Raw genomic sequence first — 16,572 nt, 5'->3', positions numbered from 1 at the left:
GTCCGGACACCGGAGCGGTACCGAGCATATCGCGCTCGACGCCGCGAAGCCCACGTGCGGGTTTGGTTTGGCCGGCTAAATAGCCTCTGCCCTGGGCCAATGCAAGGACAAAGGCTGCGCGCCCCGAGGGTTAGCGATCCTGTACCGCGACGCCGGGGATCGCCTTGATCGCCTGCCGCAGCTCCGCCGATACGCGGTAGGTCTCGGGCAGCTCAATCTCCACCTCGCGGCTGCCTTCGAGGTCGAGCACGAGCGAGACCCGGCCCTTCGCCGGGCTCCCGGCTCCGCGCTCCAGGATCGACTTCAGGCTCTCCAGAGGCTTGCTGTCGCCGATGATGACCTTGAGGCCGGCGCTCGATTGCTCGGCCGCGCGGTCAAGGGGCTCGATCGCCTGGGCCGTCATGCGGGGCGCTTCGTCGTTGCGCAGGTCGGCGTTGACCGTTATCAGCAGCGGCCGTCCGCTCTCCAGAACATCCCGCTTGGCCGACAGAAGCTCCGAGAAGACCATCACCTCGAACATGCCGCTGGTATCGGACAGCTGTACGAAGGCGAAGCGGTTGCCCTGGCGCGACGTGCGTTCCTGCCGCCCGATGACGACCCCGGCCAGCTTGTGCTGAACCCGGTCGCGCAGCACCGCTTCGGTCAAGGAACTTGCCGTGACCACCTTGAGTCGTTCGAGAACCGCCGCGTAGGCATTCAGCGGATGATCGGAAAGATAGAAGCCGATGGCGTCGAACTCCTGGCGCAGGCGCTCCATGTCGGGCCAGTCGCCGACCTCGGGCAGGGCGAGCGTGAGAGAGCCTTCGGCCGAAGGGTCGCCGCCGAACAGATTCTCCTGGGCCGAGTCGCGCTCCGCCGCCGCGGCCGCCGCGTGGCGGATTATGCTCTCCGCGCCCTCGAAGCTCTGCCGGCGATTGCGGTTGAGCCCGTCGAGCGCCCCCGCCGCCGCCAGGTTCTCGATCTGGCGCTTGTTGATCGCGCGGTGATCAAGGCGGCGCACGAAATCGGGCAGATCGCGGAAACGTCCGCCCGCGGCGCGCTCCTCCGCCAGATTGTCCATGGCCGCGCCCCCGACGTTGCGAATCGCGGCCAGCGCATAGCGGATAGCGAGCCGGCCGTCGGGCAAGGCCTCGACACGGAAATCCCGGCGCGACGCATTGACGTCCGGCGGCAGCAACGGAATGCCGAGGCGGTCGAGCTCCTGGCGGAACACGTTTAGCTTGTCCGTGTTCCCCATGTCATAGGTCATCGACGCGGCCAGGAACTCGACCGGGTAGTTGGCCTTCAGGTAGGCGGTCTGGTAAGCGACCAGGGCGTAGGCGGCGGCGTGCGCCTTGTTGAAGCCGTAGCCGGCGAACTTGTTGACTTGGTCGAAGATCGCCGCGGCCTTGGCCTCGGGAACGCCGCGCGCCACGGCGCCTTCGGTGAAGGCGGCCCGCTGGGCATCCATCTCGGCCTTGATCTTCTTGCCCATGGCGCGGCGCAAAAGGTCGGCGTTGCCGAGGCTGAAACCGGACAGTTCCTGGGCGATCTGGAGCACCTGCTCCTGATAGATCATGATCCCGTAGGTTTCGTTTAGGATCCCCTCGAGACTGGGATAGAGGTAGTCGGGCTGCTCGCGGCCGTGCTTGCGCTCGATGTAGCTCGGGATGTTGTCCATCGGCCCCGGCCGGTAGAGCGCCACGACGGCGATGATCTCCTCGAAGTGGTCGGCCTTCAGCTTGCGCAGGACGTCGCGCATGCCCGAGGATTCCAACTGGAAGACCCCAACGGTGTCGGCCCGGGCCAGCATGTCGAAGGTCTTCTGGTCGTCGAGCGGGATCGTCTCCAGGTCCAGTCCGCTCGCTGGGTCCCGTTCCTTGATCAGGTCGAGGGCGCGGACCAGGACCGTCAGGGTCTTGAGGCCGAGGAAGTCGAACTTCACCAGGCCGGCCTGCTCGACGAACTTCATGTTGAACTGGGTGACCGGCATGTCCGAGCGGGGATCGCGGTAGAGCGGGATCAGCTGCTCCAGTGGCCGGTCGCCGATGACCACGCCGGCGGCGTGGGTCGAGGCGTGGCGGTAGAGGCCCTCCAGCTTGAGCGCGATATCGATCAGCCGACCGACCTGCTCGTCCTGTCCGCGCATCTCCTGCAGCATGGGTTCGCCGTCGATCGCCTGCTGCAGGGTGACGGGGTTGGCCGGGTTGTTCGGCACCAGCTTGCAGATCCGGTCGACCTGCGGATAGGGCATCTGCAGGACGCGACCCACGTCGCGCAGGGCGGCGCGCGCCTGCAGCTTGCCGAAGGTGATGATCTGCGCGACCCGGTCGGTGCCGTACTTCTCCTGGACATAGCGAATGACCTCGTCCCGGCGGTCCTGGCAGAAGTCGATGTCGAAGTCGGGCATCGAGATCCGTTCCGGATTGAGGAAACGCTCGAAGACGAGCCCCCAGCGCAAGGGGTCGAGGTCGGTGATCGTGAGCGACCAGGCGACGACCGAGGCGGCGCCGGAGCCCCGCCCCGGCCCGACCGGGATGCCCTGGTCCTTCGCCCACTTGATGAAGTCGGCGACGATCAGGAAGTAACCGGGAAAGCCCATCTGCTCGATGACACCGAGCTCATAGTCGAGGCGCTTCCAATAGGCTTCGTCGGGCCGGGCCGCGCGTTCGTCCGCCGGGCGCCGGGCCAGGCGGCGTTCCAGGCCGACCTTGGCCTGCTCGGCAAGCTCCTCGGCCTCGCTCCGACCGCCGACGGTCTGGTAGGCCGGCAGGATCGGCGCAACCGGGCGCGGGAAGTAGGCGCAGCGCCGCGCGATCACCACGCTGTTCGCGATCGCCTCCGGCAGGTCCTCGAAGAGCGCGGCCATCTCTGGCGCGGTCTTGAAGCGGTGCTCCGGAGTCAGGCGGCGGCGGTCCTGCTGGCCGACGTAGCTGCCCTCGGCGATGCACAAGAGGGCGTCGTGCGCCTCGTACATGGCCTCGTTGGCGAAGTAGACGCCGTTGGTCGCGACCAGCGGCAGGTCGTGCTTAAAAGCGAGATCGATCAGTTCGGACTCGATCGCCTGCTCGTCGCGCAGGCCGTGCCGCTGCAGCTCGACATAGCAGCGGCCGGGAAACAGCCTGGCCAGATTGAGCAGCATGCCCTCGGCCCATTCGCCGCGCTGCTCCAGCAGGAAACGCCCGACCGCGCCCCGGCAGCCGGCCGTCAACGCGATCAGACCCTCGGTCCAACCCTTCAGGGCCTCGAGGGGCAGCTCCGCCGAGCCGCCCGGCTCGCTGTCCAGGTAGGCCTTGGAGACGAGGTGCAGCAGGTTGCGATAGCCGACTTCGTTCTGCACCAGAAGAACCAGTTGATCCGGCGGCGGCGGCGCCCCGTTCTGGCGGCGCGGCTCGCTCTGGGCGATAGAGAGCTGGCAGCCGACGATCGGCTGCACCCCGGCCGCGCAGGCGGCGCTGCAGAATTCGAGGGCGCCGAACAGGTTGGCGCGGTCGGTTACCGCGACCGCAGGCATGGCCTCGCTGCGGCACAGCTCGGTCAGCTGCTTGATCCGAAGTGCACCCTCGGACAGGGAGTAGGCCGAGTGGACCCTGAGATGGACGAAATCGGCGTGAGTCATGACCGACTCAGGATCGCATGTCGGACTGCAGGTGTCAGGAAGAACACTACAGCAACATTTTGCGGTTGGTGGCCGAGTTTTCCACAGCATCTTGGGGCAATTGTGGAAAACGCCCGCCGGGCCATTAGGAGATCCTTAACCATAATGGGCCAGTCTCGGGCCATGTTCGCTCGCCACGTCACCAACATCACCAACGGCCTCGACCGTCGCAGGCGGCACCGCTATCCGGTCATCGGCCCGATCACGGTGAAATTCTATTCCGACGGCCAGTGCGTGACCGGTCGTCTGGAGGACGTGTCCCTGGGCGGCGCCCGGGCCCGATTCGAGGATCACATCGAGCTCGGCGACGAGGTCGAGATCTGGCACCCCTCGACCGGCCGGTTCCGCGCCCTGCGCCGCTGGTCGACGGCGCGCACGCTGGGCATATCGATCGACAACCTGGAGGCCGCGACGCACCTCTGCGTTCAGTGCCTGAACCAGCTCCTGCCCAAGCGCAAGGTCGTCTCGAGCCGTTCCTGATCTCTAGCCTTCGCTAGCCATCAACGACCGCGCCGTCCTCCAGACGCAGGACCCGGTCCATACGGGCCGCGAGATCCAGGTTGTGAGTGGCAACCAGCGCCGCGAGGCGGCTTTCCCGAACCAGGCTGATCAGATACTCGAAGACGGCGTCCGCTGTGTGCGGGTCCAGGTTCCCTGTCGGCTCGTCGGCGAGGAGCAGTCTCGGGGCGTTGGCCAGGGCGCGCACGATGGCCACCCGCTGCTGCTCGCCGCCTGACAGCCTGGCCGGGCGGTGCGTGGCCCGATCGCTCAGCCCGACCCTCGATAGCAGGTCCGCGGCGCGTTCGCGCGCCTGGCGGCGCCCGACGCCGGCGATCATCTGTGGCATGACGATGTTCTCCTGCGCGGAGAACTCGGGCAGGAGGTGGTGATACTGATAGACGAAGCCGATGGCGTCGCGGCGCAGCTCGGTGCGCTGTCCGTCGGAGAGTTGTGAGCAGGCCGTTCCGTCGATCGTGATCTCGCCCGCGTCGGGCCGTTCCAGGAGGCCGGTGATGTGCAGCAGCGTCGACTTGCCGGCGCCCGAGGGACCGACCAATGCCACCAGCTCACCGGAGCCGACCTTGAAGTGAACGTCGTGCAGCACCTCCAGGGCCCGCTCCCCCTGCCGGAAGGTCTTGCCGATTCCGGCGAGGGCCAGTCCCTGCTCCGCGGGTTCACTCATAGCGCAGGGCTTCCACCGGATCGAGCCGGGCCGCCTGCCAGGCCGGCCATAGCGGCGCCAGGAACGACCAGAAGAGCGCCATGGCGACAACCTGCACGACCTCGACCGGATCGATCTCGGCCGGCAAGCGCGACAGGAAATAGATCTCCGCCGGGAACAGGGTGGTGTTGGTGAGGGTCTGCAGGACCTGTCGGATCGTTTCGATGTTGGCGGAAAAGGCGACGCCGAGACCGAAGCCGGCGAGCGTCCCGACCACGCCGATCAGGGCGCCGCTCAGGAAGAACACGCGCAGGATCATGCCCCGGCTGGCGCCCATGGTGCGCAGGATGGCGATGTCGCGTGCCTTGCCTTTCACCAGCATGTACTGGCCGGACAGGATGTTGAAGGCCGCGACCAGGATGATCAGCGAGAGGATCAGGAACATGACGTTGCGTTCGACCTGGATCGCCTCGAAGAAGGACTGATTGGCCCGTTGCCAGTCGACGATCCGCAGGGTCGGATCGGCTACCTCGCGAAGCTGGCGCCGTGCGTCGATGATCTCGTCCGGATTCCGGAAGAACACCTCGACGGCATTGACGCCGCTTGGATAGCGGAAGTATAGCTGCGCGGCCTCGAGCGGCATGTAGATGAAGCTGTTGTCGTATTCGAACATGCCGACCTGGAAAATCCCGACGACCTTGAAGGCCTTGAGCCTGGGCATGGTTCCGAAGGGCCCCTGATGTCCGCGCGGCGAGACCAGCGTGATCGGGTCGCCGACGCGAAGCCCGAGCCGCCGCGCCATGCGGCTGCCGATCATCACCGCGTTCTCGCCGCGGAAATCCTCGAGGCTGCCGGACTGGATGTTGTCCGCGATGATCGCCCGCTGTCTGATGTCCTCGAGCGCCAGCCCCCGAACGATCCCGAGCGATGGACGTCCCTCGACCGTCACCATGACGTGGCCCTGCACCTGCGGCAGGACCCCGGTCACGTCGGGCACACCGCGCAGCTTGTCGGCGAAGGCGTCGTAGTCCGTGAGTGGCGCCGCGTCGGCATAGATCGTGAAGTGGCCGTTGACGCCCAGGATCCGGCCCATCAGCTCCTGGCGGAAACCGTTCATCACCGCCATGACGATGATCAGCGTCGCGACGCCGAGCGCGATGCCGAGAAGCGAGAAGATCGCGATCACCGAGATGAAGCCTTCCTGGCGGCGTGCGCCCAGATAGCGCAGCGCGACCAGGCGTTCGAAGGCACCAAAAATCATGCTGTGGAGCTTTCCGCTCTAGGACGCGAGCTTTGCGAGGGCCGCCTCGGGCGACAGTTCCTGCCGCTCGCCGCTGCGCCGCTCTTTCAATTCGACCACGCCGTTCTTCAGCCCGCGCGGTCCGACGACGAGCTGCCAGGGCAGGCCGATCAGGTCCATCTCGGCAAACTTCGCGCCGCCCCGCTCCTCGGTATCGTCGTAGAGCACCTCGACGCCCGCGTTCATCAGCTTGCCGTAGAGATCCTCCGCCGCGCCCGAGCAGGCCGCATCGTCGACCTTTAAGTTGATCAGGCCGACCCTGAAAGGCGCCACGGCCTCGGGCCAGATGATTCCGTGCTCGTCGTGACTGGCCTCGATGATGCCGCCGACCAGGCGCGAGACGCCGACCCCGTAGGAGCCGCTGTGCACCGCCACCTGCCGGTCGTCCGCGGTGGTCACTTCGGCGCCGAGCGGCTGGGAGTACTTGTCGCCGAAGTAGAAGATGTGGCCGACCTCGATGCCGCGCCGCCGGACGCGCCGGTCCTCGGGCACCGCCGCCTCGTAGGCCGCCTGATCGTGCATGTCGTCGGTACGGGCGTAGTACTTGGTCCAGTAATCGACGATGGGCGAGAGATCGCCGTCGAAGTCGATGGATTCAGCCAGCACGTCGTAGTCCAGCAGGTCGGCGTGGCAGAAGACCTCGGTCTCACCCGTGTCGGCGAGGATGATGAACTCGTGGCTGAGGTCACCGCCGATCGGACCGGTCTCCGCCTCCATGGGGATCGCCTTCAGCCCCATGCGCGCGAAAGTCCTCAAGTAGGCTACGAACATCTTGTTGTAAGACTTTTTGGCGCCTTCGAAATCAAGGTCGAAGGAATAGCCGTCCTTCATCAGGAACTCGCGCCCGCGCATGACGCCGAATCGGGGCCGCACCTCGTCGCGGAACTTCCACTGGATGTGGTAGAGCATCTTGGGCAGATCGCGGTAGCTCTTCGCCGCGTGGCGGAAGATGTCGGTGATCAGTTCCTCGTTGGTCGGCCCGTAGAGCATCTCGCGGCCGTGGCGGTCCTCGATGCGCAGCATCTCCTTGCCGTAGTCATCGTAGCGGCCCGACTGCTTCCACAGGTCGGCCGCCTGGATGGTCGGCATCAGTACTTCCTGGGCCCCGGCCGCGTCCTGCTCCTCGCGTACGATTCGCTCGATGTTCTTGAGCACCCGGAAGCCGAGGGGCAGCCAGGAGTAGATCCCGGCGCTGGCCTGTCGGACCATGCCGGCGCGCAGCATGAGAACGTGGGAAACGATCTCCGCCTCCGCGGGCTTTTCCTTGAGCGTCGGCATGAAGAAGGCGGAGCGGCGCATTGCGTTTCCTGATTGTCGGTCGTCGAACGGCGGCCCGAATGGGCGCGCAGAGACTATGAGAAGGGACAGGCGATGTCCATGGCGCGAGCACGGCGAGACGACGGTGAAACAATGGCGGGTTGGTTCGAAGCCGGGCCGGCTTCAAATCCGACTCTATTTTAGGGCGTCAAGCTGTCTAGCAGGATCGAGAGCGGCGCATTCTCCCGCATCGCCGAGACGGCGGAGCGCAGCGCCTCCGCCCGGTCCTGGTTGAAGCGCTTGGTGACGCAGGCCATGAACTTGGCGTCGAGCGCCTCGTCGCTCATGGGATTGACTGTCGACCCGAGCGGGTGGCCCATCTCGGCGGAGATCTCGCGGCCGTCGCGCAGGGTGACCGTAACCCTGTCGGGATCGTCGGGATCGAGATTGAGAGCGGGATCTCGCGGCACCCGGCCCTCGACGGTGACCAGGGCCGCGAGGTCGCGGACCGCCTGCCGGGCCACTGCCGTGTCGGTGAAATCGTCGAGCCCGAGGTGCCCCTGCAACAGGGCGGCCGCCGCGCAATAGGCGGGACTGAACATCGCCTCGTGCACCGTTTGCGGCACGCCGTAGGGCAGGATCGCGAGATGGAAGTCGGGCACGGAAACAGTCATCGACACCACGTCTTCCGGTGCGACGCCGCGGTCCCGCTTCAACGACAGGGCGGCCCCGATCGTCCGGTGCAGGTAGCCGCAGCAGGGATAAGCCTTCTCGGCCAGGCCGTGCTCGACGATCCCCCAGGGCTTGCCGAGCCTGCCCAGCGTCCGGTCGAAATCGGCCGCGCCCGGATCGACCATCAGGGTGGCGAACCCGGCGGGACCGTCGAGCACGGTGGTCGAGCCGGTGGCGCCCGAGGCGGCCAGATGGGCGGCCAATAAACCGTTCTGCGCGGCCAGCCCGGCGTGCAGCGGCTTGGCCATGGTGCCGAACTGGCTGACATAGCCCGTGCCCATGGAGGTGGCGAAGGAGAGCGCGTGCGCCGTCCGGGCGGCGTCGTGGCCGAGCACGCGCGCGCAGGCGGCGGCGGCGCCGAGGCTGCCCAGGGTCGCAGTGGTGTGCCAGCCGCGGGTGTAGTGGCTCATGTTGACCGCTTCGCCCAGACGCATGATGACCTCCAGGCCGACAACGTAGGCGTCGAGCAGGTCGAGCCCGGCCCCCTCGCCGTCCGGGATCGCGGCCAGGACCGATGGAAAGACCACGGCGCTCGGATGGCTGTTGCCGGGCAGGTCGTAGTCGTCCAGGTCGAAGGCGTGCGCCGCCGTGCCATTGACCAGCGCCGCGCCTGGCGGGGTGAGACGGTCCCGCGTGCCGAAGGCGAGCGCCTTCCCCCTGCCCCAGGGTCTGACGGTGCGCAGCGCCGCCTGGGCCGGCGGCGAAGAGATGCCGTAGATGATGCAGCCGAGCGTATCGAACAGCGCCCGCTCGGCGCGCTTGAGTATCTTGCGATTGCGGACCTGGGGCACCGTCGCGACGAAGGCGGCGATCCGCTCGACCGCCGAGGCCTCGGACTTGGCCACCCCTAGCAGTCCAATGTGTGGTCCCGTTCCCACTGGGTAATGGACCGGCAGTAGGAGTTCCACTCCTCGATCTTCAGCTTGAAGTAGGAGTCGACCAGTTCCTCGCCCAGTCCGGCGCGAAGCACCTTGTCCTTGTGGAACAGGCGCAGGGCGTCGAGCAGGTTGAGCGGCAGCTTCTTGGCGGCCTTGGCCTTGTGGGGCTCCGCGTACATGTCGATGTCGTGACGCTTGCCGGGATCGCGAAGGTTCGTCGTGCCGTCCAGCCCGGCCATGAGAACGCCGGCCTGGAGCAGGTAGGGGTTGGCGGAGCCGTCCATGAGGCGCAGCTCGAAACGGCCAGGATCGGGGATGCGGATCATATGGGTGCGGTTGTTGCCGGCGTAGGTGACGGTGTTCGGCGACCAGGTCGCCCCCGACACGGTGCGCGGCGCGTTGATCCGCTTGTAGGAGTTCACCGTCGGATTGAACAGCGCGGTCAGCGGCTGAGCCGAGTGCATGATGCCGCCGAGGAAGGAATAGGCCAGGTTCGACAGCCCGACCTCGTCGCTCTCGTCATGGAACAGGTTGTTCCTGCCTTCCAGGTCCCAGATCGAGACGTGGGCGTGGCAGCCGTTCCCGGTCAGGTGCGCGAAGGGCTTAGGCATGAAGGTCGCGCGCAGCCCGTGCTGCTCGGCGATGTTCTTGACCATGAACTTGAAAAAGACGTGACGGTCGGCCGTCAAGAGGCAGTCGTCGTACTCCCAGTTCATCTCGAACTGGCCGTTGGCGTCCTCGTGATCGTTCTGATAGGGCCCCCAGCCGAGTTCAATCATGCAGTCGCAGATCTGGCTGATCACGTCGTAGCGCCGCATCAGGGAGGACTGGTCGTAGCAGGGCTTGTCCTGAATGTCGCGCGGATCCGATATCGCCAGGCCGTCGGGCGTGGTCAGAAAGTACTCGCACTCGACGCCGCTCTTCATGCGGTAGCCCTGCTCGGCCGCCTTGGCGATCTGCCGCTTCAGGGCGATGCGCGGCGAGGCCTCGACCTCTCTGCCATCCATCCAGAGATCGCCGGCCAGCCAGCCGACCTCGGGCTTCCAGGGCAGCTGGATCAGGCTGTCGGAGTCGGGAATCGCGAACATGTCCGGGTGGGCCGGCGTCATGTCGAGCCAGGCAGCGAAACCGGCGAAGCCGGCGCCGTCGCGCTGCATGTCACCGATCGCGCGCGCCGGCACCAGCTTGGAGCGCAGTACGCCGAAGAGATCGACGAAGCTGATCAAAAAGTATTTGATGCCGCGGTCCTTGGCGGCCTGCGCGAGATCCTGGGGCATCCTCCCCTCCTTCCCTGATTCTTACTCCGGGCCTGAGGCCCCCCTCGAACACCCTCGCCGCCCCTAAGCGGCGGTGCCATGACAACGCAGTTTCGATGCCTTGCCAAGCAGCCTAGTAACCGCGCCCCGGTATCCAGTCGGTACCCGCGAGCGGCACCTGCGCCATGGCGGCGGCCTCGACGGTGACCGCGACCAGGTCTTCCGGCTCCAGGTTGTGCAGATGAGTCTTGCCGCAGGCGCGTGCGATGGTCTGCGCCTCCAGGGTCATGACGCCAAGATAGTTGGCCAGTCGCCGCCCGGCGCGCACCGGGTCGAGCCGCTTCGCGAGCTCGGGATCCTGGGTACTGATGCCGGCCGGATCGCGGCCTTCGTGCCAGTCGTCGTAAGCCCCGGCGGTGGTGCCGAGCTGCCGATACTCATCCTCCCAATGCGGGTCGTTGTCGCCCAGCGCGACCAGCGCCGCCGTGCCGATCGAGACCGCATCGGCGCCGAGCGCCAGCGCCTTGGCGACATCGGCACCGTTGCGGATACCGCCCGAGACGATGAGCTGCACCCTGCGGTGCATGTCGAGATCCTTCAGCGCCTGCACGGCCGGGCGGACGCAAGCCAGGGTCGGCTGACCCACGTGCTCGATGAAGACCTCCTGCGTGGCCGCCGTGCCGCCCTGCATACCATCGACCACCACCACGTCGGCGCCGGCCTTGACCGAGAGCGCGGTATCGTAATAGGGCCGCGCGCCGCCGATCTTGATGTAGATCGGCTTCTCCCAGTTGGTGATCTCGCGCAGTTCCTGGATCTTGATCTCCAGATCGTCGGGCCCGGTCCAGTCCGGGTGGCGGCAGGCCGAACGCTGGTCGATGCCCTTTGGCAAGGTGCGCATCTCCGCCACCCGGTCCGAGATCTTCTGGCCCAGCAGCATGCCGCCGCCGCCGGGCTTGGCGCCCTGTCCCACCACCACCTCGATGGCATCGGCCTTGCGCAGGTCGTCCGGGTTCATGCCGTAGCGCGACGGCAGGTACTGATAAACCAGCTGCTTGGAATGGCCGCGCTCCTCCGGCGTCATGCCGCCGTCGCCGGTGGTGGTCGAGGTGCCGGCGGCGTTGGCGCCGCGGCCCAGCGCTTCCTTCGCCTGGCCCGAGAGCGAACCGAAGCTCATGCCGGCGATGGTGATGGGGATCTTCAGCTCCAGCGGAGTCTTAGCGAAACGCGTACCGAGCACGACACCGGTGTCGCAGCGCTCGCGGTAGCCCTCAAGCGGATAGCGCGACATGGAGGCGCCGAGGAACAGGAGATCGTCGAAGTGCGGCAGCCGGCGCTTCGATCCGCCGCCGCGGATGTCATAGATTCCGGTGCTGGCCGCGCGTCGGATCTCGGACAGGGTGTAGTCGTCGAAGAGAGCCGACTTGCGCGGTGTCGTGCGGGGCGTGTCAGGATCCAAGGTGCACCTCAATAGGCATCTGCGTGGTCGACGTCGAAATTATAGAGCTTGCGGGCCGAGCCGTAGCGGCGGAAGTCCTCGGGATCGGCATCGATCCCGGCGCGCTCCAGCAGCGAGCCCAGGGTCTCCAGGTGCTCCGGCGTCATCTCCTTCTCGATGCAGTCGGCGCCCAGGCTCTCCACCTTGCCGCGCACGAAGAGCTTGGCTTCGTAGATCGAGTCGCCGAGCGCTTCGCCGGCATCGCCGCAGATCACCAGAGTGCCGAGCTGCGCCATGAAAGCCGACATGTGGCCGACCGAACCGCCAACCACGATGTCGATCCCTTTCATGGAGATGCCGCAGCGCGAGGAGGCATCGCCTTCGATCACCAAGAGACCGCCGTGGCCGGTCGCACCGGCCGACTGGCTGGCGTTGCCTTTCACGCGCACCGTGCCGGACATCATGTTCTCGGCGACGCCGGGGCCGGCATGACCCTCAATGATTATTTCGGCCTGCTTGTTCATGCCGCCGCAGTAGAAGCCGGCGTGGCCCTCGACCGTCACCTTGGCCGGTGCGTCGAGCCCGACGGCGATGGAATGGCGGCCGAGCGGATTGAGCAGGCGCCAATCCAGATCGTTCGATTCACGGCTAAGCGCATGAAGCTGCTGGTTGACCGCGCGCAGGCCGACCTCGGCAAGATCGAGCTCCGCCATCAGGCCCGGCCCCAGCTGTAGATCCGCGCCGGGACCGGTTCCCAGATCCGCGCCTTGTCAGCGCCCGGCAAGGTCGCGATCGAACGGTACTCGGTAGCCATCGCCACCCAGTCGTCGGTCTCGGCCAGGACCGCGTGCTTGCAGGCGATCGGGTCGCGCAGCACCGCAAAACCGTTCTTGGTGCCGATGGCAAAAGTATAGAAGCCGTCGAGGTCTCTGATCGCCGCCTCGAGCGCTTCGTCCAGGCTGGCCCCCTGGCGCAGGCGCCAGGTCAGGTAGCCCGCCGCCACCTCGGTGTCGTTGTCGGTCTGGAACTCCACTCCGTCCCGCTCCAGGCGCCGCCGCAGGCGGTTATGGTTGCTGAGCGAGCCGTTGTGCACGAGGCAGAGGTCTAGGCCGGTCGAGAAGGGGTGGGAGTGCTGCGTCGTAACGGCGCTCTCGGTCGCCATGCGGGTGTGGCCGAGGGCGTGGGTGCCGGTGATCTCGCGCAGCGCGAAGCGGCGCACAACGTCCTTCGGCAGGCCCTTCTCCTTGTAGATCTCGATCGTGCTCCCGGCGCTCATGACCCGGAGCTCCGGGTGGTGCTCCCCGAGCCAGGCCCTAACGCCGTCGAGATCACCGTGAACCACGATGATTGCGTGGCTCGCGCGCACCTCGACATCGGCCTTGTGCCCCAGGCTCTTGGTCATTTCCTTGGCGAGAGGCTTCCAGGGGAAGGCGTCGTCCGCGCTGAACAGCGCGAGCTTGACGCTCTCCTTCGGCGCGGGATCGCGGTAGATCGCCACGCCGGCACTGTCCGGCCCCCGGTCGGACATCTCGATCAGCATGGACGAGAGATGCTCGCCGAGTCTCGATTCGAATTCCGGGTTCTTGGTGAAGAACCCAACGATACCGCACATGCCCCTCTCCTTCCCGTTCCAAGGACCCTAGCGTCTCGTCCTGGGCAAATCAATTTGAGGAAAATAATTTTCTTCCGAGGAACATCAAGGACCGCAGAACGCCTCACAGATAGCGTGGCAGAACATCCTCGGGCCGCCGCGGCGCGATTCCAAGGTCGGCGAAGCCGGCGGCCGCCGCCTGGACCACATTGTCGGCCCTCATCAGCGCGACCTGATCCCGTGTCAGCGGCGGGCTCGGCAGGAACGACGCTGCAACGGCCGCCAGGTCCCACAGCAGAAAGGGAACGGGCAGCAGGAGGCGTCGCAGACCGAGCCGCCGGCAGGTCAGGCGCAGCAGGTCGCGGTAGGGGATGACCTCCGGCCCACCAAGCTCGAACAGGCCGCCGTGATGCGCCGGGTTCTCGATGGCGCGCACCACGGCCTCCGCGACATCCCCGACATAGACCGGCTGAAGGCGCGTCGCGCCGCTCCCGAAGAGGGGCAGAACCGGGCTCGCTCGGACCATCTCGGCGAAGAGGTTGAAGAAGCGGTCGCCCGGCCCGAAGATCGCGCTGGGCCTCAGGATCACCGCGTCCGGGAAGGCCGCGCGCACCGCTTCGTCACCGCGGCCGCGCATACGCGCGTAGCCCGAAAGCGACTGCGGGCCGGCGTTGATACCGGAGACGTGGACCAGGGTCCGCAAGCCCTCGTCCCTAGCGCGGCGCGCCAGGGCCTCGGCGCTGTGCAGATGCACTGACTCGAAGGTGTCCTGCCCCTTCTCGACATAGAGGGAGACGCAGTTGACCGCCGAGGCCGCGCCTTCGAGCGCCGCCCCGACGAACGCCGGGTCGCGCAGGTCGCCGCTGAGGCAGGCTATGCGCTTGCCGCATTCCGCGAAAATGGCGCCGGCAGGCCGGCGCGAAGCAACCCTGACGCCGTATCCCCGCTCGGCGAGACGGCGGACGATGCGGCGCCCGAGGAAACCGGTGCCTCCAAACACCGTGATTACATCGTCCATCCTTCAGGACCGTCGCCGGCCTGGCTACTCCCAGACGTTGGCTTCCTCCTCGAAGCGGGCGCGCTGCGGCCGCACGATGCAGAACCGCTGTCCGGTCGGGGCTTCCATCACGATCCAAGTGCGGATCGCGGCGACGCGCATGGCGCCCAGCCTCTCCAGCCGGGCCGCCTCCGCCTCCAGGTCGTCCGCCTCGATGTCGAGGTGGACCCGGCTCTCATGGTCGACCTGCTGGACCTCGATGTGCGGCGCGTTCGCCTCATCGACCAGTTCGACGTACTTGGCGTCGGCCGGGTCGCCGGTACGCCGCTCCGGAAGCCCCAGGGCCTCGCTCCAGAACTTGGCCGCGGCATCGAGATCCTCGGTGCGACAGTCGATGATCAGGCCGCCCAGCCGGCTCTTATGCATGTGACGTCTTCCTTCCCTTACCTGCCGATGCTTCTTCGGTCTCGGCCTCGGCGATCTTCTTTGCGGCGTCGATGCCGCTCATGTATGCGCCATGGGCCGTGGAGAAGAACTCGCGCGAGGTCGCCTCACCGGCGAAGTAGACCTTCTCATCGAGTGGCTTCGCGAGCTCGACCCTCTGGTGGGCTTGGCCCGGCTGGGCGCAGGAATAGGCGCCCTTGACCCAGGGGTCGCCGCGCCACGCGGTGACATTGTGCCCCGTCACCTGCTTTTTGATACCGCTGCCGAAGGCGGCGGCGAGCTTCTCCGTGGCGAGGTCGACCGAGGCGGCGATGCCAGCGCGCTCGAGCCAGTCGGCGAAGCGCCCCCCGGTCAGGCCGACGACGTGATTGAAGCCGAAGGGGCGCACGCGAAAGGCCATCGGCTCGTCATCGCCGGTCTTCACGGCGAAGCCGGGCCGAACGTCGCTGCCGAAGACGTCCCGGTCGAAGACCAGGCAGATGCGGTTGTGTACACCGACCGGCAAGCCGGCAATGGCCTCCTGCTTCCAAGCGGGCAGCGCCGGCGTAAAGAGGATGTCGCCCGCCGCCAGCACGCCGGTCGACACGGTGACGATGACTCTCTCCGCCTTCAGTCTGCCCCGTGCCGTCTCGACGACGACGCCGGGCCCCGACCAGTCGATCCGGGTCACCGCCGTATTGAGGCTGACCGGCACGTCGGCGCCGTACCGGGCGACCAGCGTGCCGTAGCCGTCCTTGACCGGCCAGTTCTCCTCGGTGTCGCGGTAGGCCATGACGTCGCGTGTGGAGATCTCGTCGACGTCGTGCGAGGTGTAGAGCGACATGAAATAGTCGTGCAGCTCGGTCCAGCGGTCTTCGCGCGCCGTCGCCTCCCAAACCGAGCAGTCCCGCCTGCTTTGCACGACCTGCGCCATCGCTTCCTCGTTCCGCGCCAAGAAGGCGAACCAATCCTCGAGGTTCGAATCGTCGGACCAGCGGCCGTTCTCGAAGTAGCCGCGCGCGAAACCCTCCTTGGTGTAGGCGACGCCCAATTCGTCGGCGATCCTGGCGAAGGGGTTCAGGCTTCCCGAGTGCAGCCAGTGGCAGCCCAGATCGAAGGGCTCGCCGTCGCCGACCGTTTCGGTGTAGGCGCGGCCGCCGATGCGGTGCGAGGCTTCGAGCACCTGGAACGACAGGCCCAGGCGGCGCAGCTCCTTGGCCGCGGCGAGCCCGGCCGCGCCGGCGCCGATCACCACAACATCGACGTCTGCGTCAGCTCTCGTCATGAGATTGCACGATGACCGAGAGGAAGCGAATGGGCAGCGAGATCAGCTCCTCCGGCCCGTGGGGCGCGTCGGAATCGAAGAACAGAGAGTCGCCCGGCTGGAGCCGGTAGGTTTTGTCGGCGTGGCGGTAGAGGACCTCGCCCTCCAACACGTAGACGAACTCCGCGCCCGGGTGCTGGAACAGCGGGAAGACCTCGGATTTCTCGGTCAGGGTGATCAGGTAGGGCTCCATCGAGACCGGCTTGCCGACCGTGTGGCCGAGCAGCTGATACTGGTGCCCGGCGCGAGTGCCGCGCCGCTCGATGGTAAGCCCGTGCCCCGCCTTCACGAAGGTGGCGTCGCGCTGCTCCTCGTACTTCCGGAACAGCGCCGTGACCGGCACGTTGAGCGCCTGGGCCAGGGCGCTAAGCGTCGCCAGCGAGGGCGAGGTCATGCCGTTCTCGATTTTCGACATCATGCCGGGCGAGAGGCCGGTCAGCTTGGCCAGCTCGACCAGGGTCATATCGAGCTGCTGGCGGTACTGGCGCACCTGCCGGCCGATCGCCGCTTCCAGGTGATTGTCTTTCGGCTCGGCCGGCTCCGACGAGGCCAGGTCTGTCGCGGGCTTCGCCATGCC

The 16,572-nt window shown here is 66.9% G+C and carries 14 protein-coding genes; 1 reads left to right on the top strand and 13 read right to left on the bottom strand.

The features are described from left to right. Positions 1-130: 130 nt before the first annotated feature. Positions 131-3,598 carry a DNA polymerase III subunit alpha gene (gene dnaE, locus QNJ67_00705; GenBank protein ID MDJ0607469.1) on the bottom strand — a complete coding sequence of 1,156 codons (3,468 nt, stop codon included), beginning with the start codon at positions 3,596-3,598 and terminating at the stop codon, positions 131-133. A 144-nt stretch (positions 3,599-3,742) separates the two neighbouring features. On the opposite strand from dnaE, the gene QNJ67_00700 reads away from it, so the two are divergent. Next, on the top strand, positions 3,743-4,117 hold the full coding sequence (locus QNJ67_00700) for a PilZ domain-containing protein (GenBank protein ID MDJ0607468.1): 375 nt from the start codon (positions 3,743-3,745) through the stop codon (positions 4,115-4,117). A 13-nt stretch (positions 4,118-4,130) separates the two neighbouring features. Here the strand turns inward: QNJ67_00700 and QNJ67_00695 are convergent, their stop codons facing one another. The 12 genes from QNJ67_00695 to QNJ67_00640 form a co-directional block, all read right to left on the bottom strand. Further along, on the bottom strand, positions 4,131-4,820 hold the full coding sequence (locus tag QNJ67_00695; protein ID MDJ0607467.1) for an ABC transporter ATP-binding protein: 690 nt from the start codon (positions 4,818-4,820) through the stop codon (positions 4,131-4,133). Next, positions 4,813-6,060, bottom strand: a complete 1,248-nt coding sequence (locus tag QNJ67_00690; GenBank protein ID MDJ0607466.1) for a lipoprotein-releasing ABC transporter permease subunit — start codon at positions 6,058-6,060, stop codon at positions 4,813-4,815. The genes QNJ67_00695 and QNJ67_00690 overlap by 8 nt, the downstream gene beginning before the upstream one ends. An 18-nt stretch (positions 6,061-6,078) precedes the next feature. Further along, the gene (locus QNJ67_00685; GenBank protein ID MDJ0607465.1) at positions 6,079-7,398 is read right to left on the bottom strand and encodes a proline--tRNA ligase; all 1,320 of its coding nucleotides are present in this window, start codon (positions 7,396-7,398) and stop codon (positions 6,079-6,081) included. Between the two features lie 158 nt (positions 7,399-7,556). Next, a complete protein-coding gene (locus QNJ67_00680) occupies positions 7,557-8,933 on the bottom strand; it encodes an MmgE/PrpD family protein (protein MDJ0607464.1) in 1,377 nt (458 codons plus the stop codon). 2 nt (positions 8,934-8,935) lie between these two features. Next, positions 8,936-10,243 carry a type III glutamate--ammonia ligase gene (gene glnT / locus QNJ67_00675; protein MDJ0607463.1) on the bottom strand — a complete coding sequence of 436 codons (1,308 nt, stop codon included), beginning with the start codon at positions 10,241-10,243 and terminating at the stop codon, positions 8,936-8,938. A gap of 112 nt (positions 10,244-10,355) precedes the next feature. After that, on the bottom strand, positions 10,356-11,681 hold the full coding sequence (locus QNJ67_00670; GenBank protein ID MDJ0607462.1) for an FMN-binding glutamate synthase family protein: 1,326 nt from the start codon (positions 11,679-11,681) through the stop codon (positions 10,356-10,358). 8 nt (positions 11,682-11,689) lie between these two features. After that, positions 11,690-12,373: a protein GlxC gene (locus QNJ67_00665; protein MDJ0607461.1), complete on the bottom strand. Its 684-nt coding sequence runs from the start codon at positions 12,371-12,373 to the stop codon at positions 11,690-11,692. After that, positions 12,373-13,272 carry a glutamine amidotransferase family protein gene (locus QNJ67_00660; GenBank protein ID MDJ0607460.1) on the bottom strand — a complete coding sequence of 300 codons (900 nt, stop codon included), beginning with the start codon at positions 13,270-13,272 and terminating at the stop codon, positions 12,373-12,375. Before QNJ67_00660 ends, QNJ67_00665 begins: the two co-directional genes overlap by 1 nt. Positions 13,273-13,375: 103 nt before the next feature. Further along, complete coding sequence (locus QNJ67_00655; GenBank protein ID MDJ0607459.1) at positions 13,376-14,269, bottom strand: complex I NDUFA9 subunit family protein; 894 nt, start codon at positions 14,267-14,269, stop codon at positions 13,376-13,378. Positions 14,270-14,293: 24 nt separating this feature from the next. Continuing rightward, positions 14,294-14,674: a VOC family protein gene (locus QNJ67_00650; protein MDJ0607458.1), complete on the bottom strand. Its 381-nt coding sequence runs from the start codon at positions 14,672-14,674 to the stop codon at positions 14,294-14,296. Beyond that, entirely contained in the window at positions 14,667-15,956 is a 1,290-nt protein-coding gene (locus QNJ67_00645; protein MDJ0607457.1) for an NAD(P)/FAD-dependent oxidoreductase, read from the bottom strand. Before QNJ67_00645 ends, QNJ67_00650 begins: the two co-directional genes overlap by 8 nt. Further along, a complete protein-coding gene (locus QNJ67_00640) occupies positions 15,943-16,569 on the bottom strand; it encodes an XRE family transcriptional regulator (GenBank protein MDJ0607456.1) in 627 nt (208 codons plus the stop codon). The genes QNJ67_00645 and QNJ67_00640 overlap by 14 nt, the downstream gene beginning before the upstream one ends. Positions 16,570-16,572 lie beyond the last annotated feature (3 nt).

This window comes from Kiloniellales bacterium (assembly GCA_030064845.1).
Lineage (GTDB): Bacteria > Pseudomonadota > Alphaproteobacteria > Kiloniellales > JAKSDN01 > JASJEC01.
This window is presented reverse-complemented; position numbering and strand designations above follow the sequence as displayed.

Coding starts and splice junctions, on each gene's coding strand:
- QNJ67_00695 (MDJ0607467.1), bottom strand. CDS start 4,820: ATGAGTGAACCCGCGGAGCAGGGACTGGCCCTCGCCGGAATCGGCAAG.
- QNJ67_00690 (MDJ0607466.1), bottom strand. CDS start 6,060: ATGATTTTTGGTGCCTTCGAACGCCTGGTCGCGCTGCGCTATCTGGGC.
- QNJ67_00655 (MDJ0607459.1), bottom strand. CDS start 14,269: ATGGACGATGTAATCACGGTGTTTGGAGGCACCGGTTTCCTCGGGCGC.
- QNJ67_00660 (MDJ0607460.1), bottom strand. CDS start 13,272: ATGTGCGGTATCGTTGGGTTCTTCACCAAGAACCCGGAATTCGAATCG.
- QNJ67_00640 (MDJ0607456.1), bottom strand. CDS start 16,569: ATGGCGAAGCCCGCGACAGACCTGGCCTCGTCGGAGCCGGCCGAGCCG.
- QNJ67_00645 (MDJ0607457.1), bottom strand. CDS start 15,956: ATGACGAGAGCTGACGCAGACGTCGATGTTGTGGTGATCGGCGCCGGC.
- QNJ67_00685 (MDJ0607465.1), bottom strand. CDS start 7,398: ATGCGCCGCTCCGCCTTCTTCATGCCGACGCTCAAGGAAAAGCCCGCG.
- QNJ67_00665 (MDJ0607461.1), bottom strand. CDS start 12,373: ATGGCGGAGCTCGATCTTGCCGAGGTCGGCCTGCGCGCGGTCAACCAG.
- QNJ67_00650 (MDJ0607458.1), bottom strand. CDS start 14,674: ATGCATAAGAGCCGGCTGGGCGGCCTGATCATCGACTGTCGCACCGAG.
- glnT (MDJ0607463.1), bottom strand. CDS start 10,243: ATGCCCCAGGATCTCGCGCAGGCCGCCAAGGACCGCGGCATCAAATAC.
- QNJ67_00700 (MDJ0607468.1), top strand. CDS start 3,743: ATGGGCCAGTCTCGGGCCATGTTCGCTCGCCACGTCACCAACATCACC.
- dnaE (MDJ0607469.1), bottom strand. CDS start 3,598: ATGACTCACGCCGATTTCGTCCATCTCAGGGTCCACTCGGCCTACTCC.